Source organism: Bradyrhizobium sp. CB3481 (assembly GCF_029714305.1).
Lineage (GTDB): Bacteria > Pseudomonadota > Alphaproteobacteria > Rhizobiales > Xanthobacteraceae > Bradyrhizobium.
Genome location: NZ_CP121647.1, coordinates 7,503,220 through 7,527,898, shown reverse-complemented (window position 1 = coordinate 7,527,898; position 24,679 = coordinate 7,503,220). Strand labels below are relative to the sequence as shown.

At 63.5% G+C, this 24,679-nt stretch carries 22 protein-coding genes and 1 pseudogene; 12 read left to right on the top strand and 11 right to left on the bottom strand.

The genetic code is table 11. The features are described 5' to 3' along the window. Positions 1-81 precede the first annotated feature (81 nt). Both tcuA and QA643_RS36360 read right to left on the bottom strand, forming a co-directional pair. Positions 82-1,485: an FAD-dependent tricarballylate dehydrogenase TcuA gene (gene tcuA, locus QA643_RS36365; RefSeq protein ID WP_283030485.1), complete on the bottom strand. Its 1,404-nt coding sequence runs from the start codon at positions 1,483-1,485 to the stop codon at positions 82-84. Positions 1,486-1,661: 176 nt separating this feature from the next. Continuing rightward, the gene (locus QA643_RS36360; protein ID WP_283030484.1) at positions 1,662-2,570 is read right to left on the bottom strand and encodes a transcriptional regulator GcvA; all 909 of its coding nucleotides are present in this window, start codon (positions 2,568-2,570) and stop codon (positions 1,662-1,664) included. A 114-nt stretch (positions 2,571-2,684) separates the two neighbouring features. On the opposite strand from QA643_RS36360, the gene QA643_RS36355 reads away from it, so the two are divergent. Next, entirely contained in the window at positions 2,685-2,888 is a 204-nt protein-coding gene (locus QA643_RS36355) for a DUF1127 domain-containing protein (RefSeq protein WP_283030483.1), read from the top strand. A gap of 71 nt (positions 2,889-2,959) precedes the next feature. Continuing rightward, entirely contained in the window at positions 2,960-3,580 is a 621-nt protein-coding gene (locus tag QA643_RS36350) for a GNAT family N-acetyltransferase (RefSeq protein ID WP_283030482.1), read from the top strand. Between the two features lie 107 nt (positions 3,581-3,687). On the opposite strand, the gene QA643_RS36345 is transcribed toward QA643_RS36350, so the two are convergent. Then, entirely contained in the window at positions 3,688-4,518 is an 831-nt protein-coding gene (locus QA643_RS36345) for an enoyl-CoA hydratase (RefSeq protein ID WP_283030481.1), read from the bottom strand. Between the two features lie 124 nt (positions 4,519-4,642). Then, a complete protein-coding gene (locus QA643_RS36340) occupies positions 4,643-5,344 on the bottom strand; it encodes an SDR family NAD(P)-dependent oxidoreductase (protein WP_283030480.1) in 702 nt (233 codons plus the stop codon). Between the two features lie 207 nt (positions 5,345-5,551). Here QA643_RS36340 and QA643_RS36335 point away from each other — a divergent pair. Together QA643_RS36335 and QA643_RS36330 are read left to right on the top strand one after the other, a co-directional pair. Continuing rightward, positions 5,552-6,022 (top strand): annotated as a pseudogene (locus QA643_RS36335) (acyl-CoA dehydrogenase family protein); the annotation flags it as partial. A 48-nt stretch (positions 6,023-6,070) separates the two neighbouring features. Continuing rightward, a complete protein-coding gene (locus QA643_RS36330) occupies positions 6,071-7,159 on the top strand; it encodes a Zn-dependent alcohol dehydrogenase (protein ID WP_283030479.1) in 1,089 nt (362 codons plus the stop codon). A gap of 158 nt (positions 7,160-7,317) precedes the next feature. Here QA643_RS36330 and QA643_RS36325 read toward each other — a convergent pair whose 3' ends face one another. The 5 genes from QA643_RS36325 to QA643_RS36305 all read right to left on the bottom strand — a co-directional run bounded on the left by QA643_RS36325 (position 7,318) and on the right by QA643_RS36305 (position 12,221). Continuing rightward, positions 7,318-7,671, bottom strand: coding sequence for a nuclear transport factor 2 family protein (locus tag QA643_RS36325; protein ID WP_283030478.1), 354 nt, complete (start codon positions 7,669-7,671; stop codon positions 7,318-7,320). A gap of 38 nt (positions 7,672-7,709) precedes the next feature. Beyond that, the gene (locus QA643_RS36320; protein WP_283030477.1) at positions 7,710-8,240 is read right to left on the bottom strand and encodes a hypothetical protein; all 531 of its coding nucleotides are present in this window, start codon (positions 8,238-8,240) and stop codon (positions 7,710-7,712) included. Between the two features lie 149 nt (positions 8,241-8,389). Next, positions 8,390-9,862 (bottom strand): amidase, encoded by a 1,473-nt coding sequence (locus QA643_RS36315; protein WP_283030476.1) that lies wholly within the window; start codon positions 9,860-9,862, stop codon positions 8,390-8,392. 159 nt (positions 9,863-10,021) lie between these two features. Beyond that, positions 10,022-10,993: an iron exporter MbfA gene (mbfA, locus tag QA643_RS36310; protein WP_283030475.1), complete on the bottom strand. Its 972-nt coding sequence runs from the start codon at positions 10,991-10,993 to the stop codon at positions 10,022-10,024. Positions 10,994-11,045: 52 nt separating this feature from the next. After that, positions 11,046-12,221, bottom strand: coding sequence for an alpha/beta hydrolase (locus QA643_RS36305; protein ID WP_283030474.1), 1,176 nt, complete (start codon positions 12,219-12,221; stop codon positions 11,046-11,048). A gap of 215 nt (positions 12,222-12,436) precedes the next feature. Between QA643_RS36305 and QA643_RS36300 the strand changes: the two genes are divergently transcribed. Further along, on the top strand, positions 12,437-12,943 hold the full coding sequence (locus QA643_RS36300) for a hypothetical protein (RefSeq protein ID WP_283030473.1): 507 nt from the start codon (positions 12,437-12,439) through the stop codon (positions 12,941-12,943). Positions 12,944-13,135: 192 nt separating this feature from the next. Here the strand turns inward: QA643_RS36300 and QA643_RS36295 are convergent, their stop codons facing one another. Together QA643_RS36295 and QA643_RS36290 are read right to left on the bottom strand one after the other, a co-directional pair. Continuing rightward, positions 13,136-14,677, bottom strand: coding sequence for an acyl-CoA synthetase (locus QA643_RS36295; RefSeq protein WP_283030472.1), 1,542 nt, complete (start codon positions 14,675-14,677; stop codon positions 13,136-13,138). Positions 14,678-14,864: 187 nt separating this feature from the next. Next, the gene (locus QA643_RS36290) at positions 14,865-16,037 is read right to left on the bottom strand and encodes an acetyl-CoA C-acetyltransferase (RefSeq protein WP_283030470.1); all 1,173 of its coding nucleotides are present in this window, start codon (positions 16,035-16,037) and stop codon (positions 14,865-14,867) included. A 114-nt stretch (positions 16,038-16,151) separates the two neighbouring features. Here QA643_RS36290 and QA643_RS36285 point away from each other — a divergent pair, with 114 nt between their 5' ends. The 7 genes from QA643_RS36285 to QA643_RS36255 all read left to right on the top strand — a co-directional run bounded on the left by QA643_RS36285 (position 16,152) and on the right by QA643_RS36255 (position 24,634). Continuing rightward, positions 16,152-16,850, top strand: coding sequence for a TetR family transcriptional regulator (locus tag QA643_RS36285; RefSeq protein ID WP_283030469.1), 699 nt, complete (start codon positions 16,152-16,154; stop codon positions 16,848-16,850). Between the two features lie 75 nt (positions 16,851-16,925). Further along, entirely contained in the window at positions 16,926-17,684 is a 759-nt protein-coding gene (locus QA643_RS36280; RefSeq protein ID WP_283030467.1) for an SDR family NAD(P)-dependent oxidoreductase, read from the top strand. Between the two features lie 154 nt (positions 17,685-17,838). Further along, positions 17,839-18,645 carry an enoyl-CoA hydratase/isomerase family protein gene (locus QA643_RS36275; RefSeq protein ID WP_283030465.1) on the top strand — a complete coding sequence of 269 codons (807 nt, stop codon included), beginning with the start codon at positions 17,839-17,841 and terminating at the stop codon, positions 18,643-18,645. Positions 18,646-18,696: 51 nt separating this feature from the next. Further along, entirely contained in the window at positions 18,697-20,568 is a 1,872-nt protein-coding gene (locus QA643_RS36270; RefSeq protein WP_283030464.1) for an AMP-binding protein, read from the top strand. Between the two features lie 178 nt (positions 20,569-20,746). Continuing rightward, a complete protein-coding gene (locus QA643_RS36265) occupies positions 20,747-21,874 on the top strand; it encodes an acyl-CoA dehydrogenase family protein (protein WP_283030463.1) in 1,128 nt (375 codons plus the stop codon). A gap of 147 nt (positions 21,875-22,021) precedes the next feature. Beyond that, positions 22,022-23,269, top strand: a complete 1,248-nt coding sequence (locus tag QA643_RS36260) for an acyl-CoA dehydrogenase (RefSeq protein WP_283030462.1) — start codon at positions 22,022-22,024, stop codon at positions 23,267-23,269. A gap of 120 nt (positions 23,270-23,389) precedes the next feature. Then, complete coding sequence (locus QA643_RS36255) at positions 23,390-24,634, top strand: acyl-CoA dehydrogenase (RefSeq protein WP_283030461.1); 1,245 nt, start codon at positions 23,390-23,392, stop codon at positions 24,632-24,634. Positions 24,635-24,679: the final 45 nt, after the last annotated feature.

Here is a 24,679-nt window from a genome sequence, read left to right as displayed (position 1 = left end):
CTCACCCGAATTGCGCCGGACGATGCTGCGCATCGCCGGGAGCAATCCGACCTCTCCCCGCGAAGAGCGGGGAGAGGTGACTTACCAATTCCTCGCATTCTTCGCCGCTTCCCGTCCGGCGACGCGTCCGAACACGCTGCCGATGGTCATGCCGATGCCGGCCGCATAGCCCTTGCCGAGCACATTGCCGGCCATGATCTCGCCGGCCGCGAACATGTTGGCTGAAGGCTTGCCGTCCTTCATCACCATGCGCGCCTGCTTGTTCACGCGGGTACCGAGATAGGTGAAGGTGATGCCGGGCCGAACGGGATAGGCGAGGTAGGGCGGCGTCTCGATCTTGCGCGCCCAATGCGTCTTCGGCGGTGTGATACCTTTGGTGCGGCAATCATCCAGGATGGTGTGATCGAACGTGCCGGGCTGTACCGCGGCGTTGAAGTCCGTGACGGTTTTCTCCAGCGCGGCGGGCTCGAGCCCGAGCTTGCCTGCGAGTTCGCTGAGCGCTGCGCCCGCGATCGGCGGAAACAGCGTCGGCATGAAGCTGGTAACGACGGTCGAATCGAAGATGATGTAGGCGATCTGATCCGGCTGCGCCGCCACCAGGCGACCCCAGATCGCGTAGCGCTTCGGCCAGATGTCCTCGCCCTCATCGTAGAATCGCTCCGCATGCTTGTTGACGACGATGCCGAACACGACCGAATCGTGCCGTGTGATGATGCCGCCGTCGAATTTCGGCGCGCGGGCGTCGATCGCGACCGCATGGCACTGGGTGGGATCGCCGATGTCCTGCACGCCCTTATCGAGCAGCATCTTCAGGATCGAACCGCGGTTATAGGGCGTGCCGCGGATCAGGAAATTATCGGCGGCTTCGCCCCAATATTGCTTCAGCCATTCGATGTTGGCCTCGAACCCGCCGGCGGCCGCGACCAGCGCGGACGCGCGGATTTCGCTCGCGCCATCGATCGGCTGCTTCAGCTTCGCCGATAGGAACATGCCGTCCTCGATCTGGAGGTCGACAACCTCGGCGTCATAGACGGTCTCGACGCCGAGCTTCTCTGCAGTCAGATAGAGTGCGTTCAGCATGGCTCGCCCGCCGCCGAGGAAGAACGAATTGGTACGGCCAAGACTTAGCGTGCCGCCGAGCGAGGGCTGCCAGCGCACGCCCTGTTCGACGATCCAGTTCAGGATGTCCTTGGACTCCCGGATCATGAATTTGGCGAGTTCCTCGTCGGTCTGCCCGCCGGTCAGGCGGAGCAGATCGTCCCAGAACTCTTCTTCCGTATAGGGGCCGGTGAGAATCTCGGTCGCGGCGTCGTGCGCGCAGCGCATGTTGCGGGTATGGCGGGTGTTGCCGCCGCGGTAGAATTTCGGCGCACCTTCCAGCACCAGCACGGAGGCGCCGGCGCGGCGGGCGCTGATGGCGGCGCAGAGGGCGGCGTTGCCGCCGCCGATCACCAGCACATCGAACTTCTTGGTTAAATCGGCCATGCGCTCTTGTTGTCGTTGTCGGCCTGGAAATCCAACCGGCGCTTGCCCAGGCAAATCCATCCACCCCGCGATTGTCTAGCCTGACGCAGCGGCCGCGTCACGCCTCTCGTGGCGCATGCATGCGTCATTTGCGCGGCTGCATGCGACGATGTCGCATGCACGCGCTGTGCGGAAGATCAAGAAGCTGAGGCATGGTTCTGCACCGAGCCGAGCAGCCATTGCCGGAACGCCGACAGTTTTGGTGGATCAGTGCGGCCTGCGGGCGAGACCAGGTAGAAGCCGGCATCAACCGGGAAGGCAATCTTGAAGGGGACGACCAGCCGTCCCTTGGCGATGTCCTCTTCCACATAGGCCGTGCGGCCCATCGCGACGCCGAGGCCGTCGATCGCGGCCTGCACCGTCATGAAGATCATGTCGAAGGTCAGGCCCGGTTGCCTGGAAAAATCAGCCGGCAGCCCGGCCGCCGTCAGCCACAGCCGCCAGTCGTCGCTGTTGGCGGCGCTAGTGTGCAGCAGCACGTGATCCCGGAGGTCCTCGGGGCATTTCAGCGGCTTGCTGCCGTTCAGCAAAGCGGGGCTGCATACCGGAAACAGCTCGTCCGCCATCAGCCAGTCGGCGCGAACACCCTGCCACTGGCCGCGGCCGTAACGGATGCCGGCATCGACCTTGTCGCGCTGAAAATCGACCAGATTGGTCGAGGTGGTGATGCGCACGTCGATACCAGGGTGCGCTTCCTGAAAATTGGTGAGCCGCGGCAGCAGCCATTTGGCGGCGAGCGAGGCCAGCGTCGACACCGTCAGCACATGGTCGTCGTCCTTGCGCAGCAGGCGATCGGTCGCAAGCCGCAGGTCGTTGAAGGCGGCGCGGATGCCGGGCAGGTAGTCCTGCGCCTCGGCCGTCAGCGCCAATGAGCGGTTCTGACGGATGAACAGGCGAACCCCGAGCTCTTCCTCCAGCCGCTTGATCTGGTGACTGATCGCGGTCTGCGTGACGTTCAGCTCGGACGCTGCCTGCGTGAAGCTCAAATGCCGGGCTGCGGCCTCGAACGCACGCAGCCCATTCAGCGACGGCAGCCTTGCGGTCATTCCGCGATCCCTCGATACATGAGTTTATTTCATCCGAAACGGTACAAAGTGTCGTTTGTGGAAAGCCCTGTGGAGGCAGATATTAGCGCCAACAGATTACTACAGGAGCCTAAAATGTCCACTTTCACCCATGAATCGATGATAAATCATCATGGCCCGGGGGTTTTGAGTCAATTGGCCGAGACCCTTCATGTCTGGCGGCAGCGCTACCAGGCCCGCAAGGAGCTTGCGAGCTGGTCGGAGCGAGAGTTGCACGACATCGGCGTCTCCTGGAGCGACATCGCCTACGAGACCGAAAAACCGTTCTGGCGGGCCTGAATGGCAGCCGGGCCGGCGCCGCCTCGTCCGAGGGGCGCCGGCCATTTCCTTTAGCTCCGCGGGAGCGATCCATGACCACCATGCGTCTCGACGACCTCAGGCAATATTCCGACGTGCTGCGCTCCCGGCACGGCGAGGCCGTGACCGTCCGCTTCGTCGAGCCGCGTGATGCCGAGGCGCTGCAGAATTATTTCCGCTCGCTCTCGGCGCGCTCCCGCTACAGCCGCTTTCTTGGCGCCGCCAGCGAATTGCCCCCGTCGCTGCTTGAGGATTTCATTCACATCGGCGAAGCGGATCGTTTCAGCGTCGTTGCGACCATGCTGGTCGACGGCCGCGAGACCATCGTCGGCGAAGCGCGTTATGCCTATGACGCTGCGACCGCCTCGATCGAGTTCGGCCTGTCGATCGATGACCGCTGGCAGGGACACGGCATCGGCGCGGCGCTGCTAAAAAATCTCGAGTGTCGCGCGGCCTCGTTCGGTGCCGAGCGCGTCTTCGGCGATACGCTGCGCTCCAACGAGACCATGATCGCGCTGGCCCGCAAGGCCGGCTACGCCTTCACCAATACGCCCGGCGACTGGAGGCTGACGCGCTTCCAGAAGCAGCTTCACGTCGAACCGCAGGAAATCCCTTGCGCCAGTTGGCGGCTTGCCGCCGTCTCTCCCAGCGCAATATCCTCGCTTGCGGTTTGACAACTCAGCCCGGTTCTGGCTCCGCACCAGGACCGGGCTATTTTCTTCGTAATGATTTAGGTTCGCAGGCCGGATTTCGCTCCGCTGCTCCGGGCTACAGGTTGACCTCAACTCCCCCGAAATATCGGCTTGCGTTTCTCGATGAAGGCTTGCACCGCCTCTTTGTGGTCGGCAGTCGTAGTTAGGCGGGTCAGGCGCTCGGCCTCGTGGTCGCGGGCGGTGGCGAAGTCGAATTGCAGGGCTTCGTCAAGGTTGTCCTTGATGTAGCGCAGCGCCAGCGTCGGCCCCTCAGCCATCGATCTGGCGAGCGCAAACGCCTCGGCCTGCAGTCTGTCGTCCGGTACCACGCGGTTGACGAGACCGAGCGTCTCGCATCTCGCAGCTTCGATCTTCTCGCCGGTGAACATCAGTTCGCGCGCCCGTGACGTTCCGACCAGCCGCGTGAGCAGCCAGGCGATGCCGTAATCGCCGGAGAGGCCGACGCGGACATAGCCGGTGGCGACGAAGGCCGATTGCGCGGCGATGCGGATATCGCAGGCCAGCGCGAGCGCGAGGCCGGCGCCGACCGCGGGGCCGGGCAGCGCTGCGATCGTCGGCTTGCGCACCGAAACCAGCGCGCCGGTCAGGAGGCGCTGCCGCTCCTGCAGGTCGGCGACCTTGTCCTCATAGGACATCTCTAGCTTCTTCTTGTCGCGATGTGCGCCCATGCCCTTGACGTTGCCGCCGGCACAGAACGCGGTGCCCGCGCCGGTTAAGAGCAGCGCGCCGACGTCAGGATTCTCGCCGCAGGTCTTGATCATGGCCCGCAGCGCCGGCGTCAGCGTATCCGAGAACGCGTTACGCGCCTCCGGGCGGTTCAGCGTGATGACGGCAACGCGGTCACGGATCACGCAGAGCAGTTCGTCGGTGCCGGTGTCGAGTTTGGTTTCGGTGGTCATTTCATTCCCCATGGGTGATTCCGCCGTAGGGTGGGCAAAGCGAAGCGTGCCCACCATCTTTATCGATGCGAGAACCGGTGGGCACGTCGCTTGCGCTCCTTTGCCCACCCTACGAATTCACGACTCAAAACTTCTCCACCCACGGTCGCACCTCGAGTTCCCAGGTCCAGGCGGAGCGCGGCTGCTGCAGCACATTCCAGTAGCTAAGCGCAATCGCGTCGGGATCGAGCATCGAGTCCGGTCTGTCCTCGGGCTCGGTGCGTGTGGCGCTCCTTATGCCGCCATCGATCACGAAATGCGCAACGTGGATGCCCTGCGGCGACAATTCGCGCGCCATGCTCTGGGCCAGGCCGCGCAGCGCGAACTTGCCCATCGCGAATGGCGCCGATTGCGGATAGCCCTTGACGCTGGCAGAGGCGCCGGTGAACAGGATCGCGCCGTGCTTGTTCGGCAGCATGCGCTGCGCCGCCTGCTGCGCCACCAGGAAACCGCCAAAGGCCGAGACCGCGATCGCATTGGCGACGTCGGCCGGCACCAGATCGATAAACGCGCCGCGCGCCCGGCCGCTGGCGTTGTAGACGACGAGATCGGGCGTGCCGATCTCGCGCTCGACCATGCCGAACAGGCGCTCGACTTCTTCGGGCTCAATCGCATTGCAGGCGAAGGCGCGAGCGCCGGTCTCCGCGCAGAGCGCGCCGAGCTTTTCGATCTTGCGCGCGGCGAGCGCAACCTTGATGCCTTCGCGCGCGAACAGCCGCGCCAGCGATGCGCTGAGCCCTTCGCCGGCGCCGACGATGAGGGCAATCTTGTATTTTGGCAATTCCATGGGCGAGGTCCTCGGGTGGTGGGACTTTGGTGGGACTTAGGTATCTAGGAACCGGATTCCATCTGACAATCGTCCGCCATGGCGGTCCTCCAATATGCTAGTTGACGGCTCGCCCGCCTGCGCTATCGGTAGTTGACCAATATCGGGCGGAACGAACAAGGCTCAAAAATGCATCCACTCATGCATGACCGTGCGGCGGCGTCGGTCATCCTGACGCCGACGTTGAAATTCCGCGCCACGCGCGAGGGCGCAAGGTCCGTGGCGATGCCCTGAAGATGCGCGGCGGCATCGGCTACATTGAGGAGTTCGCCACCGCCCGCCTGCTGCGCGACGCCCATCACGACTCGATCTGGGAGGGCACCCGCAACATTGTCGCGATCGAAGCGCTGACGCGCGGTCGGCCGCCACGGCGCCGATGCCGCGCTCGCGGCCGATCTGCACACCGGCCTTGATGACAGTGCCAACGTGCCGCTGGCCTGGGAGGGCGGCCGCATCCACGAGATGCGCGGCGACGCCCGGCGGCTGTTGTTGTCGCGCATGGTGATCGACCATCGTGTCGCAACGGGCGATCCGTTCCGGCTTGCGGAAAATACCACCCAGCGCGCCATCACCGAGCACCCGCTCGGCGATCGCGACGTCGGCATCGCCGAGGTTGGCGAATTGCTCGTCGCAGCGTAGGCTGCCGTCAGTTCAGATCAAAAAAGAACAAAGTCGAAGGGAGCACCAATGAAGGCCGCCGTTCTGCATGAAGTCAACAAGCCGCTGGTGATCGAGGATGTCAGCGTGCCGAATCCCGGCCCGCGCGAAGTCCTGATCCGCACCCGCGTCGCCGGCCTCTGTCACTCCGATCTGCATTTCATGGAAGGATTGTATCCGCATCCGCTGCCGGCCGTGCTCGGGCATGAATCCGCCGGCGTGGTCGAGAAGGTCGGCTCCGACGTCACCTATGTGAAGCCGGGCGATCACGTCGTGACCTGCCTGTCGGTGTTCTGCGGCACCTGCGACAACTGCACCACCGGCCGCACGGTGCTGTGCACCGACACCACGGTGAAGATGCTGCCCGGCCAGTCCAACCGGCTGTCCTGGGCGCGCGAGGAAAAGCTGCACCAGTTCTTAAATCTCTCCTCGTTCGCCGAGCAGATGCTCGTGCACGAAAACGCCATCGTCAAAATCCGCAAGGACATGCCGCTGGAGCTGGCGGCGCTGATCGGCTGCGGCGTTATCACCGGCTATGGCGCGGTCGTGAACACGGCCAAGGTTCAGCCCGGTGAAACCGTGGCGGTGATCGGCTGTGGCGGTGTCGGCATGGCCGCGATCAACGGCGCGGCGATTGCCGGCGCCGGCCGCATCATCGCAATCGACACTAACCCGGTCAAACTGCAGCTCGCGACCAAGCTCGGGGCCACCGATATCGTCGATCCCAGCAAGGGCGACGTCGTGCAGCAGGTTCGCGAGCTCACCGGCGGCGGCGTGCATCATTCCTTCGAGGTGCTCGGCCGCAAGGAAACCGCGGAGCAGTCGTTCGGCATGTTGGCGCCCGGCGGCACCGCGACCATCGTCGGCATGATCCCGTTCGGCCAGAAGATCGAGCTGCACGGCTTCGACTTCCTGCGCGAGCGCAAGATCCAGGGCTCGTCGATGGGCTCCAACCATTTCCGCGTCGACATGCCCCGCCTTGTCGAATTCTACATGCGCGGCAAGCTGCACCTGGAGGACTGGATCTCGGCCAAGCTGACGCTTTCGGAGATCAACGAGGGTTTTGCCAACATGAAGGCGGGCAAGACGCTGCGCAGCGTGATCATGTTTGATAGTTGAGGTCGAGTCGAACGTAAACGTGCCCGTCGTCCCGGCGAACGCCGGGACCCATACGCCGCGGCGGATGGAAATGGCACGACGGTAGACGGTTTCTCTCCCAACAGGCAGCAGTGGTTATGGGTCCCGGCGTTCGCCGGGACGACTTGGTGTGAGCTGAGCTACCGCGTCACATGCGCTGACACAGCTAGCCATCTCCCGTTCTGCTTCGCCCAGCAATCGGTATAGCGGCCGTGCGCCTGTTGCCCATCCGGCGTAGTGTAGCTGGTGGCGGCGTGGATGATGGCGAAGTCGCCGAGGATACGGATCTTCACGTCTTCCGCGCGCAGGCCCTTGATCGCGACCGGCCTTGCCGTCTGTTGCAGGAACGCGGCGCGATCGACCAGAGACTTATCGGGATTGGAGCAGTAGAAATCGGCGGCGAGGATTTGATCGAAGCGCTTGACGTCGGAATTCTGCACGGACGCGACATAGTCTTGGTTGAGTTTTGCCAGCTCGGCGAGGTCGTCGTTCATGATTCCTCCAGTTCTTGTTCGTTAATGCAGAGCGGCCATCATACTGTTCGCGGCGAGCGCTTGATCGCGAGGCGGACGAGCGAGCCAAGTACGTAACCCGCAAGCGAGAAAGCAACTGGCGGCAAAAGGGCCTTGAGATCAGAGATGGCGCGAGAAAGTAACTGTTCAAGCGCCGGTGGCGGCAGCAGAAGATCCAGGTTCAGGAAAACAAGCGGCGATATCGCGAGCAACGCCAGACGGAGCCGGTGTTTGGCAAAGACGCACAGTGCTGCAACGATAACGGCCGTCGCGCTGAATAGGCCATAGGCAACCTCAAAGCCGAGGGCGTGGCGGATGTTGAAACCAGTGGCCAGCAACAGGCCCCAAACGAGGCCGGCGATCAGAAGTACTGTGTCATCGATGCGCCGGAAAACCGGCAGATAGCCCAGTGCAAGGAATGCCAGGATCGATAGCGTTGGCCAGGCCGCGACGAAGGTGCCATGCATCAGCCCCCACGAGTGGAATGTTGGCCAGCCGAGCGCGGCATAGGTATAGCCAAGTGGCCACATCAGCAGGAATCCCGCGATCACCGATATGACGACTCGAAAAAAAGTCCTCATGACGCGTCAATACCTGTCCCTCATGGTGAGGAGCGCGTCAGCGCCGTCTCGAACATGAGGCCCCGATTACATCTCACGCTTCGCGCCGCATGCAATGACGTCGCGGCTAAGTTTTGCCCTCAATCATCAAACATCGGCGGAGGCCTGAAGCCGCCGAACTCACGCTCGATCAGTTCGGCCAGCTTCAGCGGCGTGCGATCCTCCAGCCATGGGCCGACGATCTGCACGCCGACCGGCAGGCCGTCCGGCGAGAAGCCTGATGGCAGCGCGGTCGCGGGCAGGCCGGGCAGGGTGGCGATGCCGGGCCAGGCGAGCTGGTCGGGATAGATGTGATCCTTGCCGTCGATCTTGATGCGGCGTTTCTCCTGCTCGTCGGAATGATCGTGCGGATAGGCCGGCGTCGGCATGATCGGGCAGATCACGGCGTCATAGGTCTTGAACAACTCGCGCCACTGTGCACGCAGGCGGGCGCGGGCGACGTCATCCATCAACCAGTTGCGATGGCTGATCGCAATGCCGCGCAGGCGCTCGGCGGCGAGGCTGATATCGCTCGCGGGCAGCGCGGCGGCGGCGGCCTGCGCACCGGCATAGACCTCCGGCGGGAACGAGGCCGCGAGGAACGACATCAGCATCCGCATATAGAGCCGGGATGTCTCCGCAAAGTTCGGCAGCAGCGGGCTGTTGCGGTCGACCTTGACGCCGGCCTTTTCGAGATTGGCGGTAAGCTTGTGGATCGTGCCGCGCACCACCTCGTCGGTCGGCATCACAGGATCGGTGTCGACCACGAGGACGCGAAAATCCTTCAGCGCGGTGTGGCGTGGCGGCGGCAGCGCGAGCTTGAAGCCCTTGCCGGCTTCAAGCGGATCCGGGCCGGCCATGACGTCCAGCAGCAGCGAGAGATCGGCGGCGCTGCGCGCCATCGGGCCGGTCACGGCAAGGTCGCGATCGAGCGGCAGCGGCTGGAACGGCGGCGGCGTGTGGCCGCGCCCCGGCACCAGCGCAAACGTCGGCTTGTGTGCATAAACGCCGCAGTGGAAGGCGGGCACGCGCAGCGAGCCGCCGATGTCGGAGCCGAGCGACAGCGGGCCATAGCCCGCGGCCAGCGCGGCCGAGGAGCCGCCGGACGAGCCGCCCGGCGTGCGGCCGAGATCGAAGGGATTGTTGGTGGTGCCGTAGATCTCGTTGTAGCTCTGCCAGTCGCCGAGCCCGAGCGGCACGTTGGTCTTGCCCAAGATGACGCCGCCGGCGTCCTTGACGCGCGCGACCGACAGTGCGTCTTCGGTCGGCGTGAAATTCTTCTGCGCCGGAATGCCCCAGGTCGTCGGCAGCCCCGCGATGTTGTAGGATTCCTTCACCGTCACCGGCAGGCCAAGCAGCGGCTTCGTCACGCCGCGCGCCAGTTCAGCATCGGCGGCGCGGGCGGCGGTAAGCGCGCGATCGAAATCGCGAACACAAATCGCATTGATCTTGGCATCATGCCGTTCGATGCGCCCGATGGCGTCCTCGGCGAGTTCGACTGCCGAGACTTTCCTTGCTGCCAGCGCGCCAGACAATTCGATGGCAGTCTTGAAGCTCCATTGCGATTTGGCCAAGGCATACTCCCCGCGCGGTTCTGATTGCGGCGCGGATGATGCTCAGTTTGCGCGTGTGCAGCAAGAGCAATAGCTGTACAGCAGCAATTCGATGGTGCAGCCAGGGGTTTAGCGTAGTGATCGCCGTCACACTCGGCAGCGCGACGGCGGCTATTCGCATTAGGCCGCTCCGATCAATATCCCGACCGCCAGCACGATCGCGCCGCCGAGCACGATCTGGAACACTGCCTGCAGGAACGGTGTGTCCATGTAGCGCGCGCGGATGAAGGCGATTGCCCAGAGCTCGAAGAACACGATGACGCAGGCGATGGCGGTTGCGATCCAGAACGCATTCGGCCAGCTGTCCGGCACCAGATAGGGCAGGGTATGACCGATGCCGCCGAGCGTCGTCATCAGCCCGCAGGTGATGCCGCGCAGCCAGGGCGAGCCGCGTCCGGTCAAAGAGCCGTCGTCGGACAGGGCTTCCGCAAAACCCATGCTGATGCCGGCGCCGATCGAGGCGGCGAGTCCGACCAGAAACGTCTGCCAGTTCTGATGCGTGGCAAAGGCCGCCGCAAATAGCGGCGCCAGTGTCGAGACCGAGCCGTCCATCAGGCCAGCGAGTCCCGGCTGCACATATTGCAGCACGAACATGCGCCGCCGCGTCTTGTCCTCTTCGGCGCGCACGTCGGGCTTGAGGATTTCACCGGTCAGTTTGACCGCGAGCTGCTCGTGATGCTTCTCCTCCTCGGCGAGATCGCCGAGCAGGCGCCGCACGCCGACATCCTCGGCCCGCTCGCTGGCCTTGGCGTAAAAGCGCTCGGCCTCGAGCTCCATCGTCTCGACTTCTTTCCGAATGGTGTCGAGCGGCAGGTTCTTGGTCAGCCAGATCGGACGGCGGCGCAGGAAGCCCTTGACGTCTTCCCGCCGGATCGGCGGCAGATGCTGCCCAAAGCGTTTCTCATAGAGTTCGAGCAGGCGGTGGCGGTGGCCGCGCTCCTCCTCGGCCATCTCCTCGAAAACCTTGGCCGAGTCGGGGTAGCGTTCGGCGAGGTCTTCGGCGAACGTCATGTAGATGCGGCTGTCCTCCTCCTCGGAGGAGATCGCAACGGCCAGCACCTCGCGCTCGGTCAGGTCGGCGAAATTCTTCACGGCACGCGCCTTTCTTAGTTTAGAATCATTCTAATATTGACGCGTGCCGTGGTCAATTGTCGGTTGTGCCCTGCTTCGCCTTGGTCGTCCCTCGCAGGAAATTCACCAGCAACCAGCTCACTTCGTTGGGCCGCTCTTGCTGCACCCAGTGGCCGGCGCCATCGACGAGATGGCAACCGATCATCTTGGTGCAGGCCGCCTTCTGCATCGCCTCGTAGACGCCGGGCCGCTGATGGGTGCCCCAGTCCTGCTTGCCCGAAATGAAGGCGGAGGGCACATCGATCGTGCGGCCCGACCATAGCTGCAATTCGCCCGTGAACGCGCCGGAGGTGCCACAGCGATACCATTGCAGTCCGCCCTGGAATCCGTTGCGCTCATACTCGGCGGCGTAGAAGGCAAGCTCGCTGTCCGGCAGCCATTTGTTGGCGGCGATCTCGGCCGGCGATGGCATCTCCTCGGCAACCGTGGCGGCCATGTCCTTGGCGAGGTCCATCACATAATAGGTCGGCAGTTTTGCGATCTCGTCCGCCGTCCATGATTTCAGCGGGTACGGCCTATTGGCTTTCCAGTCCGCGCTCTTGTGGTGATAGTAGGCACGCAAGAAATCATGCACGCCCTGCGGCGCGCGGTGCATGTCGTCGTTCGCCTCGCGCGTCGAGTAGTACCATTGGTAATGTTTTCGCGGGCGCGGCAGCGCGGCGAGATCGCGATGGATCGGATCTTCCGCGGCAGGTTTGGCAGGGCTATTCACGGTGTTGAACGGCAGCGACGGCGGGCCGCCGAACGGCGCGCTCATCATCACGACCGAACGAAACACGTCCGGCCGGATCAGCGCGCACCATGCCGCGACCGACGAGCCGAAATCATGCCCGATGACCGCATCAACGCTTTTGTAGCCGAACGCCGAAACCAGCCCCAGTGCGTCGCGCACCAGATTGGGCAGGCGGAAGGAAGCGAGATCGCCGTCATAATTCGGATCCCATCCGGTGGTGCGGCCATAACCGCGCTGGTCCGGCGCGATCACGTGGTAGCCGGCCTCGGCGAGCACCGGCATCACCTTGCGCCAGGAATAGGCCAGCTCGGGAAAGCCGTGCAGCAGCAACACGCAGGGCCGGCCGCGCGTCTCGAACCCGGACTCGAGCACATGCATGCGCAGGCCGTTGATGCCGTCGACGTAGCGGGAGCGGATGGTGGAGGGCAGCGGAATGTCGGGAAGATCGGCACTCATGACACGTTTACCTGGAAAAACGTTGTTCAACGCATTAACGAGGGGTTTACGCGCTTTCGATCATCTCCGGTAGCCCGCAAACGCATATCATCCGCCGCAAGCAAATAACTTCGATGAATTCAAAGCTGCAAACTCAACGGGATGATAGCGGCTTGAACCTTCGCCTCGTCGGGGCCGTCTAACGGCGATAACATTCCCTGGAGGATGAAGGCCGCATGCGCTCGATCGGGACCGCTAATTTTCACGGCTTGTTTTTGCGTATCGCTGTAGTGATCGCGGCTGCAAGTCTGTTCCTTGCTTCCATTGCCAGTGCGTCGGAGATGGACGATCTGACGCAAAACATGCCGCGAGCGTTTTCCGGCGAATTTCGCTGGGATGGTGACGGAATAGTGCAGAACGTCGTTATCACCTTCGACTCGGTGCGGGCCCTCGACAGCCAGAGCGCCGAAGCGCAGGGATGCGGTACCTACGAGGTCGGGCGCGAGGTGACGAAGATTAAAGTCCGGATGCTTGTCCGCTTGCCGGACCTGCAGGTGGAAATTTTCGAGCTGTCGCCTGAAGGCAGCGCGGCATTCGTGACGGATGGCAGCCATCGCGGAAGGCTGTCGAAAGACTTGCAGCAGATCGATGCCCAATGGACCACGACGACCACGGGACAGCGGGGACATCTGGAGATGCGCGCCTTGCCCGCCGCTGCCTGCGCGCCGGCTGGGACGGTGTAGAGGCCGGAGAGGGTCTCCCACCCTCCCCTGGAGGGCCCTGGAGGGGGAGGGTCGGCTCACAGCGAGCGAAGCGAGATGTGAGGCGGGGTGGGGTCTCTCTCAACACGGGCAGCGCCCGATACGACAGACTGTCGCCCCACCTCGGTTCGCATTGCATGCGAACCGATCCCCCCCTCCATTGGAGGATGACGGCTACGCCTTCGCTGCCGCCTTCGGCCAATACCTGTCGCGCAGGTGCCGCTTCACCAGCTTCCCGGTCGGTGTGCGCGGCAGCTCGGCCTCGAAGTCGATGCTCTTCGGGCATTTGATCGGCGACAGATGCTTTCGGCAGAACGCGATCAGTTCGGCCTCTAACTCCTTGCTCGCCTTGGCCATGTCGTGCGGTTGCACCACTGCCTTGACCTCCTCGCCCATCTCCTCGTTCGGGACGCCGAACACGGCCACATCAGAGACGGCGGGATGGGTGATCAGGATGTCCTCGGTCTCCTGCGGATAGATGTTCACGCCGCCGGAGATGATCATGTAGCTCTTGCGGTCGGTGAGATAGAGGTAGCCTTCGGCGTCGAGATAGCCGACGTCGCCGAGCGTCGACCAGCCTTTTTCGTTATAGGCCTTCTTCGTCTTCTCGGGATCGTTGTGATAGGTGAAGGCGGGCGCGTCGGCGAAGTAGACCGTGCCGATTTCGCCGACGGGGCGCTCCTCGTCATTCTCATCCAGGATTTTCACCTTGCCGACCACGGCGCGCCCGACGGTGCCGCGATGGGTCAGCCATTGCTGCGAAGTTGAGACGGTGACGCCGTTGCCCTCGGAGCCGGCGTAATACTCGATCAGGATCGGCCCCCACCATTCGATCATCTTGGCCTTCACGTCGACCGGGCAGGGCGCCGCGGCGTGGATCGCGCCCTTCAACGAGGAGACGTCATAGCGCGCCCGCACCTCGTCTGGCAGTTTCAGCATGCGTACGAACATGGTCGGCACCAGCTGCGACTGCGTGACCTTGTATTTCTCGACCAGCCGCAAAAATTCCTCGGCATCGAAGTGCTCCATGATGATGGACGTGCCGCCGAGCGTGATCGCCATCATGTTGAAGCGCAAGGGAGCCGCGTGATAGAGCGGCGCCGGCGACAGATAGATGCTGTCTGCGGACATGCCGCACATGTCGGCGCAAAGGATTCTCAAAAGCGGGTTCGGCACGTCGATCGCCTTGCCCTCGAACGCCTTCTTGATGCCCTTCGGCCGCCCGGTGGTACCGGAAGAGTAGAGCATGTCGTAGCCGGCGACTTCATCTGCGATCGGCGTCGTCGGCATCGCGATCGCTTCCTTGTCATAGGAGCGGAAGCCGGGCTCGGGTGTGTCCATCATGTAGAGCAGGGGACCATCGACCTGGCCGACCAGCCCTTTGACTTGCTCGGCGCATTTCGGCGTGGTGATGAAGACCTTCGCGCCGCAATCTTTGACGATATAGGCGATCTCGTCCTGCGTCAGATAGCGGCTGATCGCGGTGTAATAGAGTCCCGCGCGTTGCGCCGCCCAGCAGATTTCCATGAAGGCGAGGCGGTTTTCCATCAAGAGCGCGATGTGGTCGCCGGCCTTTAGCCCGAGCGAGCGGAACAGATGCGCGCCCTGGTTCGAGAGCTCGTCGAGCTCGCGATAGGTGATCGCCTTGCCGGTGCCAGCCATCTGATAGGCGATCTTGTTCGGTGTGGTGCGGGCGTGGATGGAGGGGTGGGTCACAACGCTTCCTCGGTGACTTTTTTTATTTTTGTCGTCCCTGCGAACGCAGGACCCATAACCACTAATGTGGATTTTGAAGCAAGCTGGAGCTCCGGCCTGGCATAACCGCAAGCACCTGTGGATATGGGTCCCGGCTCAAGGCCGGGACGACACCTTTATCGTTGAGACGACTGTGGCCATGAGAGGCTTACAGCCGTTCGACGATTGTCACGTTGGCCATGCCGCCGCCTTCGCACATGGTCTGCAGGCCGTAGCGCTTGCCGCGCTGCTTCAGCGCATTGACCAGCGTGGTCATCAGCTTGGTGCCGGAGCCGCCGAGCGGATGGCCGAGCGCGATGGCGCCGCCATTGACGTTGAGCCGTTCAGGGTCGGCGCCGGTGGTCTTGAGCCACGCCACCGGCACGGCGGCAAAAGCTTCGTTGACCTCGAACAGGTCGATGTCGCCAATCGACATGCCGGCTTTTTCCAGCGCGCGCTTGGTGGCGTGCAGCGGCGCATCCAGCATGATCACGGGATCGCCGCCCATCATGGTCATGTGGTGGATGCGGGCCAGCGGCTTGACGCCGAGCGACTTGAGGCCCTTTTCGTTGACGACCAGCACACCGGAAGCGCCGTCGCAGATCTGGCTGGCGCTGGCGGCGGTGTGCTTGCCGTTCTCGGCAATCAGCTTGACGCCCTTGATGCCGTCGAGGCTGGCGTCAAAGCGGATGCCTTCGTCGATATGATGGGTGTCGGTCGAGTTGTCGGCGCGGGTGATCTGCAGCGGCACGATCTCGTCCTTGAACTTGCCGGCTTGCGTCGCGGCAATCGCGCGCTGGTGGCTCTGGTAAGAGTACTCGTCGAGCTGGTCCTTGGAGAGGCCGTACTTCTCCGCCATCATCTCCGCGCCAGTGAACTGGCTGAACACGATGTTTGGATATTTCTTCTCGATGCCCGGGCTCTTGTAGTGGCCAAAGCCGTTCTTGGCCGGGAGCTGCGAGGCGAGGCCCATCGGCACCCGCGTCATCGATTCCACGCCGGCGGCGATCACGATATCCATGCTGCCGGCCATCACCGCCTGCGCCGCAAAATGCAGCGCCTGCTGCGACGAGCCGCATTGGCGGTCGACCGAGGTGGCGGGCACGCTCTCCGGCAGCTTCGAGGCCATCACGGCGTTGCGGGCGATGTTGTTGGACTGCTCGCCGGCCTGCATCACGCAGCCCATGATCACGTCTTCGATCTGGGCGGGATCGACGCCGGTGCGGTCGACCAGCGAGTCCAGCACGGAGGCGGCGAGATCGGCCGGGTGCCAGCCCGCCAGACGTCCCCCCTTGCGGCCGCCCGCGGTGCGCGCGGCGGCGACGATATAGGCCTCAGCCATGTCTGTTCTCCCTGATCTTGTTGTCTTGTTGGAAAGTCGGGCGGGATTTAAGGGGCGCGACGGGATTTAGTCAATCAATCAATTAACTCTTGAGCGCAGCCGCGGCATGCGCTTATGTGCGGCCAGGTTTCCTTTCCTCAGGCTGTGACGGGATATCAGTTGAATACCAGCGTACCGACCAAGCTTCCGAGCGGCCGAAATGCCACCGCCGAGAAGCTGCTCGTCGCGGCGAGCGAGCTGATGATCGAGCGCGCCTCGATCGAGGTCTCGCTGTCCGACATCGCGCAGAAGTCGGGCGTTAACGCCGCGCTGGTGAAATATCATTTCGGCAACAAGGACGGGCTGCTGCTGGCGCTCTTGGCGCGCGATGCCGCCACCGAAATGTCGGGGCTCGAATACCTGCTCAGCCAGCCGATCACGCCGACCGCAAAGCTACGTCTGCATATCGGCGGCATCATCCGCGCCTATCACCAGTTCCCCTATATGAACCGGCTGATCCACTATCTCCTCCACGAGAGCAGCGCGGAGGCCGCCGACGAAGTCTCGCAGTTCTTCGTCGCGCCGCTTCTCGACTTTCACCGCCGCCTGCTTGCCGAGGGCGTCAAGGCCGGCGAGTTCCGCGATATCGATCCGGTGCTGTTCTACACCAGCCTGATCGGCGCCTGCGATCACCTGTTCTTCGGCCGCCACGCGATGTCGCGGGCGACCGGGGTCGGTCCGGTCACCGACGAAGTCTGCCGCGATTACATCAAACATATGGAAGCGCTGATCTTCGGCGGAATGTTGAACGGGCGAATAGCGAGTGGCGAATAGCGAATAGACTATTCGCTACTCCCTATTCGCCATTCGCCAAACCAGAGAAGAAACTACCCAAGGAAAGGTTCTCAAATGCAGTTGAAAGAAGTTGCCGTAATCATCACCGGCGGTGGCTCCGGCCTCGGCGCGGCGACCGCCCGCGCCATGGCCGCCAAGGGCGCCAAGATCGGCGTGCTCGATCAGAACAAGGAAAATGCCGAGAAGGTCGCGGCTGAAGTGAAGGGCGTGGCGCTTCATGCCGACGTCACCGACGAAGAAGGGATGAAGGCCGCGATCGCCAAGGCGGAAGCGGCGCATGGCGTGGCGCGCGTCCTGATGAACTGCGCCGGCATCGGCGGCTCGCAGCGCGTGGTCGGCAAGGACGGCGTCTATCCGCTAGCCAAGTTCGCACGTATCATCAACGTCAATCTGATCGGCACCTTCAACGCGCTGCGCCTGTTCTCAGAACGGCTTGCCACCGCGGCCCCGATCGGCGAGGAGCGCGGCGTCATCATCAACACCGCGTCGGTTGCGGCCTATGAAGGCCAGATCGGCCAGATCGCCTATTCGGCCTCGAAGGGCGGCATCGTCGGCCTCACGCTGCCAGCCGCGCGCGACCTCGCCAGTCTGAAGATCCGTGTCAACACCATCGCGCCCGGCATCTTCTTCACGCCGCTCTTGATGGGCCTGAACGAGGAGGCCCGCAAGAGCCTGGGCGCCCAGGTGCCGCACCCGGCCCGCCTCGGCGAGCCCGACGAATACGGTGCGCTCGCCGTGCACATCGTCGAGAATGCGATGCTCAACGGCGAGACCATCCGTCTCGACGGCGCCATCCGCATGGCGCCGCGGTAGGTCACACGTAACTGTCGTCGCCGTGAACGCGGGGACCCATACTCCGCGGCCTCGGGCGAACTTGTCAGACGCCGCGGAGTAATAACAAAAGCCTGTGGTTATGGGTCCCGGCTCGCGCTGCGCCTGGCCGGGACGACGGTGATGGGGAGCGCCCGTGACTCAACCGCTACTGATCGCACATCATGACGGCGTCGATTGGGTCACGCTCAACCGGCCCGACAACCTCAACGCGCTCGATCCTTCGCTGATCGACGCGCTCAACGCCTATTTCGAAGGCCTGCAGCGCAACAGTTCGACCCGTGTCGTGGTGCTCAAAGGCGCCGGCGCCTCGTTCTGCGCCGGGCTCGATCTGAAACATGCGATGAAGCGCCGCGCCGGGCAGCAGGAGCCGCCCGATGTCACCGAGTCCCTCGACTCGCAGCGGCGCATCGCCGACATCGTGATGCTGATGCGGCGCTGTCCGCAACCGATCATCGCTCTGATCCAGGGCGCGGCGGCCGGCGGCGGTTTTGCGCTGGCCCTCGCCGCCGATATCCGCATCGCCGCAAGATCGGCACGGATGAATTGCGCCTTTATCAAGCTCGGTCTCGGCGGCTGTGACATCGGCACGTCCTACTTTCTGCCGCGGCTGGTCGGCATCTCCGTCGCATCAGAACTGATCCTCACCGGCCGCTTCATCGGAGCCGAACGCGCGCTCGCGGTTGGCCTGGTTTCCGAGGTCGTCGAGGAGGGCGGGCTCGATGCTGCAGCCGAGCCTTACGTCGATGCCATGATGACGGCATCGCCGGTCGGCCTTCGGCTGTCGAAAGAGTGTCTAAATATGAGCGTCGATGCCGGCTCGATCGAGGCCGTGATCGCGATGGAAGACCGCAATCAGGTGTTGTGCAGCCGCTCGGAAGATTTCAACGAAGGCATCAGGGCCTTCCTTGAGAAACGAAAGCCTGTCTATATCAGGCGGTAGAACGAACAAGCGCTACGAGATCCGCAAAGGACGAATTCCGGGAGACGCAATATGAGTGGGAGTGCCGCCGCCGTGTTGACCAAGCCAGCGTTTCGCAAGATCGAATGGCTGGCGCGCGACATTGCGGTCGAGCGTCGCCCCGACGGCGTCATCGTTCTGAAGTCGCGCATTCCACTGCAGCCCTACGAGAAACATATCCCGGCCTCGCTGGCGAAATGGGCGAAGGAAGCACCGGAGCGAACCTGGCTTGCGCAGCGCGGCGGGCCGGACCGGCAATGGCGCAAAGTCTCCTACGGCGAGGCCAAACGCATCGTCGATGGGCTGACGCAGGGACTGCTTAATCTCGGCCTTGAAGAGGGCCGGCCCCTTGCGATCCTGTCAGGCAATTCGATCGAACATGCGCTGATGACGCAGGCTGCGATGCAGGCGCGCCTGCCGGCTGCGCCGGTATCGCCGGCCTATTCGCTGATGAGCCAGGATCATCTCAAGCTCAAATATCTCTTCAACCTGATCAAGCCCGCAGTCGTGATGGTGCAGGACGGGCCGACCTTCGAGAAGGCATTGAAGGCCCTCGATCTCACCGGCATCACGGTCGTGCATGTCTTAAGGCCCTGCGACGGCATCAAAAGCGTGTCGTTTACCGACCTCGCGGCGACGCCGGTGACAAAGGATGTCGAGGACTCGATTGCGAAGATCACGCCCAAGACCGTCGGCAAGCTTCTGTTCACGTCGGGCTCGACCGGCATGCCCAAGGCTGTCATCAACACCCAGGAGATGATGTGCGCCAATGCGGCGATGATGATGCAGGTGCGCCCGCGCGATCCCGACGGGCCGATCGCGACCGTGCTCGACTGGATGCCCTGGAATCACACCATGGGCGGCAATGCCGCGTTTCATCCGATCCTCGTCGATGGCGGCACGCTCTATATCGACGACGGCCGGCCGATGCCGGGCCAGTTCGAGGAGACGATCCGAAACCTGCGCGAAGTATCGCCGACCTATTACGCCAACGTGCCGGCCGGCTACGCGGCGCTGGCGGCCGCGATGGAGAAGGACGACGCGCTGTGCCGCAGCTTCTTCAAGAACCTCTCCATCATGGCCTATGGGGGGGCGCGGCTGCCGGACGATCTCTACGACCGCATGCAGGCGCTGGCGGTGAAGACCACCGGCGAGCGCATCGTATTCTATACCGGCTGGGGCTCGACCGAGACCGCCCCGACCTCGACCGGCACCTATTGGGACACCGAGCGCGTCGGCCTGATCGGCCTGCCGTTCCCCGGCGTCGAATTGAAGCTGGTGCCGTGCGGCTCGAAGTACGAATTGCGGCTGCGCGGCGTCAACGTCACGTCCGGCTATTTCGGCCAGCCTGACCTCACGAAGAAGATGTTCGACGAGGAAGGCTTTTACTGCATCGGCGATGCCGGCGTGTTCGTCGATGACAACGACCCGCTGCAGGGCATCATCTTCGCCGGCCGCGTGGTCGAGGATTTCAAGCTCACGACCGGCACCTTCGTTCATGTCGGCTCCTTGCGCACGGATGCGATCGCGGCCGCAACGCCTGTCGTGCACGACGCGCTGGTCACGGGACAGGATCGGGAATTCATCGGGCTGCTCGCCTGGCCCAATCTGCACGCCTGCCGCCAGATCGCCGGCAACGCCGAAGCGAGCTTCGAAGACGTGATCAGCCATCCCGAAGTGATCGCCCACCTCAAGCGCGGGCTGGAAGCGCACAACGCCTCCGCCACCGGAAGCAGCATGCGCATTGCACGCGCCATGCTGATGGCCGAGCCGCCCTCGATCGACGGCAACGAACTCACCGACAAGGGCTACATCAACCAGCGCGCCGGCCTCGAACGCCGCGCGGCGCTGGTGGAGAGACTTTATGCCGATCGCCCCGGCGAAGATGTGATTGTGCTGCAATGAAAACCACCCTTCATTGTCGTCCCCGCGAACGCGGGGACCATACGCCGAGGCCCATCGATGTTAGGTTGGTGCGAATTCCGGACAAAACATAACCGCCGGTGGTTATGGGTCCCCGCTTTCGCGGGGACGACGAGTTAGAGATACACACAGCAGACCCACACAACGCGAGTACCACGCCATGAACTTCGATTTCTCCGACGAACAAAAACAGATGCGCGATGAGGCGAGGAAGTTCCTCGCCGAGAAATGCCCGCCGAAGGCCGTGCGTGAGGTGCTCGACGGCAAGGCGCCGTATGACAAGGCGCTGTGGCAGGGCCTTGCCGAGATGGGTTTCCTCGGCGTTGCGATTCCCGAGGAATTCGGCGGCGCGGGCGCCGGCCACCTCGAGCTCTGTGTGATCGCGGAGGAAATGGGCCGCGCCAACGCGCCGGTGCCGTTCTCCTCCACCGTCTATCTCGCCGCCGAAGCGCTGCTGCTCGCCGGCTCCGACGCGCAGAAGCAGAAATGGCTGCCGAAGATCGCGAGCGGCGAGGCGATCGGTACGCTGGCGCTGTTCGAAGGCAAGGGCAATCCGTCGCCGAAGGCAATCAAGCTGCAGGCATCCGGCGGCACGCTGTCGGGCGTGAAGAAGCCGGTGCCGGATGGCGCGATTGCCGATTTCGCTGTCGTTGCGGCGCGCACCGGCTCCGCCGGGCGCGATGCTGATATCTCGCTGTTCCTGGTCGATCTGAAGGCGGGCGGCGTCGAAGCCAAGCCGCTGACCAATATCGATCCGACCCGCGGCCAGGCCGAACTCACCTTCAAGAACGCCAAGGCCGAGCCGCTCGGCGCAGCCGGCGAAGGCTGGAGCATTTTAACGCAGGTGCTTGATCGTGCCGCGGTGCTGCTCGCCTTCGAGCAGGTCGGCGGCTCCGACCGTGCGCTCGAAATGGGCCGCGACTATGCGCTCGACCGTATCGCGTTCGGCCGTCCGATCGGCTCGTTCCAGGCGGTCAAGCACATGCTGGCCGACATGTATGTCTCGGCGACGCTGGCGCGCTCGAATTGCTATTACGGCGCCTGGGCGCTCTCGACCAACGCCGGTGAATTGCCGGAAGCCGCCGCGGCCGCGCGCATCAGCGCCACGCAGGCATTCCAGCACTGCGCCAAGAACAATATCCAGGTTCACGGCGGCATGGGTTTCACCTGGGAGTTCGACTGCCACATGTACTACCGCCGCGCCAATGCGACCGCGCTGACGCTCGGCAGCCTGTCGTATTGGGAAGATCAGTTGATCGACCGCATGCGCAAGAAGAACGCGGCGTGAGGATTCTCGTGTCCCGGGCGCGATGCAGCGCGTAGCGCTGCTTCGCAGAACCGGGACCCACAGGTGCCCAACGATGGACCCCGGATCAGCAGCGCACCACTTCGTGCTGTGCAGCATCCGGGGAACGCGAGAGGAAAGAGAAGCGCCATGAACTTCGACGACACCCCGCAGGAAGCCGCGTTCCGCGCTGAAGCCCGCGCGTGGATACAAGCCAACGCGCCGAAGCAATATGAGGAAGAACTGCGAAAGTCCTCGCTCGGCCGCACCGTGCTGAAGGGCGCCAACATTCTCGAAATCGCCAAGGCCTGGCAGAAGAAGAAGGCCGATGCCGGCTGGGCCTGCCTGCACTGGCCTAAGGAATATGGGGGCCGTGGTGCCTCGCCGATCGAGCGTGTGATCTGGCAGCAGGAAGAGGGCCCGTTCGGCAAGCTCTCCGGCATGTTCATCATCGGCCACGGCATGTGCGGGCCAACCATGATGGCGTTCGCCGGCGAAGAGCAGAAGCGCAAATACCTGCCGCCGCTGGCGTCAGGCGAGAAGATCTGGTGCCAGTTGTTCTCCGAGCCTGCGGGCGGCTCCGACGTCGCGGGGCTGCGCACGCGCGCCGAGAGACGCGGCGATGACTGGATCGTCAACGGCCAGAAGATCTGGACATCAGGCGCGCATTATTCCGACTACGGCATCCTCTTGACCCGCACCGATCCGACCGTGCCGAAGCATAAGGGCCTCACCATGTTCTTTCTGGACATGAAGAGCCCGGGCGTCGAGGTGCGGCCGATCAAGCAGGCGAGCGGCCAGTCCGATTTCAACGAGGTCTACTTCACCGACGTGAAGATTCCGGATTCGCAGCGTCTCGGCGCTGTCAATGACGGCTGGAACGTGTCACTGACCACGCTGATGAATGAGCGCATGTCGATCGGCGCCGGCGTTGCCACCGGCTTTCCCGAACTGTTCGACTTCTGCAACAGCCTGATGCTGGAAGATGGTCCCGCGATCGAGGACCGCAGCGTTCGCTCTCGTCTTGCGAACTACGCGGTGAAGGCGAGTGGGCTGCGATACACCAGCATGCGGGCGATCTCGGCGCTGTCGAAGGGCGAGCGTCCGGGGCCGGAAAATTCGATCGGCAAATTGGTGGCGGGATCGATGGTCCAGGAAGTCGCGATGTATGCGCTTGATCTGCAGGGCGCCGCCGGCGTGCTGAGCGGACCCGAGGATGCCGAGGTCGCCGGTAAATTCCAGGCGATGCTGCTGCGTGCGCCGGGCACCCGCGTCGAGGGCGGCACAGACGAGATCATGCGCAACATCATCGCCGAACGCGTGCTCGGCCTGCCCGGCGATATCAGGGTCGACAAGGACGTGCCGTTCAACCAGATCCCGACGAAAGGGCGGGCGTAAGAGAATTTGTAGGGTGGGTTAGCGAAGCGTAACCCACCATCGGGAGCAACGATGCCGATAGAACTGGTGGGTTACGCCTTCGGCTAACCCACCCTACGCAGAACAAAAAAGGAAGCCGCCATGAACTTCGACGACACCCCGCAGGAAGCGGAATTCCGCGCTACCGCCCGCAAATGGATCGACGCCAATGCGCCGAAGCAATACGAGGCCGAGCTGTCCAAATCCTCGCTCGGCCGCATCCGCCTGGAGAAGGAAGAGATCGTCGATGTCGGCAAGGCGTGGCAGAAGAAGAAGGCCGAGGGCGGTTGGGCCTGCCTGCACTGGCCGAAGGAATATGGCGGCCGCGGCGCAACGCCGATCGAGAAGGTGATCTGGCAGCAGGAAGAGGGCGTCTACGGCAAGCTGACGCAGCCGTTCCAGATCGGCGAGGGCATGTGCGGCCCGACCGTGATGGCGTTCGGCAGCGAGGAGCACAAGCGCCACTATCTGCCAAAACTTGCTTCCGGCGAACACATCTGGTGCCAGCTTTTCTCCGAGCCGGCGGGCGGCTCCGACGTCGCGGGCCTGCGCACCCGCGCCGAGAAGAACGGCGACAACTGGATCGTCAACGGCCAGAAGATCTGGACCTCCGGCGCGCACTACTCGGACTACGGCCTTCTGATCACCCGCACCGATCCCAATGTGCCCAAGCACAAGGGCCTGACGATGTTCTTCCTCGACATGAAGAGCAAGGGCGTTGAGGTGCGGCCGATCAAGCAGGCCAACGGCATGCAGGAATTCAACGAGGTCTATTTCACCGACGTCGTGATCCCGGACAGCCAGCGCTTGGGCGCGGTCGGCGACGGCTGGAACGTGTCGCTGACCACGCTGATGAACGAGCGCATGTCGATCGGCTCGCGGCTTGCCACCGGCGTCCCCGAGATGTTCGAATTCTGCTCGAACCTGATGCTGGAGGACGGCCTTGCGATCGACGATCCCGCAGTGCGTTCCAGGCTTGCGAGCTGGGCGGTGAAGGCGAGTGGGCTGAAATACACCAGCTACCGCGCCATCTCCTCGTTGTCGAAGGGCGAACGTCCCGGTCCGGAAAACTCCATCGGCAAGCTGGTGTCGGGCATGATGCTGCAGGATATCGCGGCTTACGCGATGGACCTGCAGGGCGCGGCCGGCGCGCTCACGGGCACTGATGAAGAGCTGGTACGCGGCCAGTTCCAGCAGATGCTGCTATCCTCGCCCTCGATGCGCATCGCCGGCGGCACCGACGAGATCCTGCGCAACATCATCGCCGAGCGCGTGCTCGGTTTGCCGGGAGATATTCGCGTCGACAAGGACGTGCCGTTCAACAAGATCCCGACCAAGGGAAGATAGTCTCGTGTCCCGGACGCGGTGCAGCGTGAAACGCTGCGCCGCAGA